The organism is Pseudoflavonifractor sp. 60, from assembly GCF_009911645.1.
GTDB lineage: Bacteria > Bacillota > Clostridia > Oscillospirales > Oscillospiraceae > Lawsonibacter.
In genome coordinates this window covers 1-449 of sequence record NZ_QWKI01000225.1, presented here as the reverse complement: position 1 = coordinate 449, position 449 = coordinate 1, and the positions used below count along the sequence as shown (strand labels likewise).

Below are 449 nucleotides of genomic sequence, written 5' to 3'. Positions count from 1 at the left end.
ATCACCAGGAACACCGCAATGGTGGCCAGGAAATGCAGACCGAGTTGAGGGGCCAGAGGACCGTGGCTCTTAAAGGTCACATTGCGCTGGAGGGGGAAGTTGATGCACTCGCCGAAGATGATGGCAGTCAGGTTGGCCAAGGTGAAGGCCAAGCCGCTGTTGACCAGGTAGGCCCCATCCGCGCCAACCTCAAGAGCGTTGCCGATGATGGACAACTTGAACCCAACCCCAAACAGTTCCACCGGGAGGCCAGGGAATAGCCACTCGGCGTCGCCCACAATACCATGGAACAGGGTAGGCAGAAACATGAGCATAACTGCTTTCAGCGCCGTGACCGCCCAGCTGAAAATCAGGAACAGTCCGCCTTTTCTGATCCACTCCGCCGCCTTGGGGTGCTTTTCCGCAAAACGATTCATAAAGTTCATAATCGCTCCCCCTTACTGCTTGTT

The 449-nt window shown here is 56.1% G+C and carries 1 protein-coding gene; it reads right to left on the bottom strand.

Translation table 11 applies throughout. The annotated features are described in order from the left end of the window. The coding region (locus D1646_RS20225; protein WP_160638185.1) for a hypothetical protein at positions 1–425 on the bottom strand (425 nt) is incomplete at its 3' end. Between the last annotated feature and the right edge of the window lie 24 nt (positions 426–449).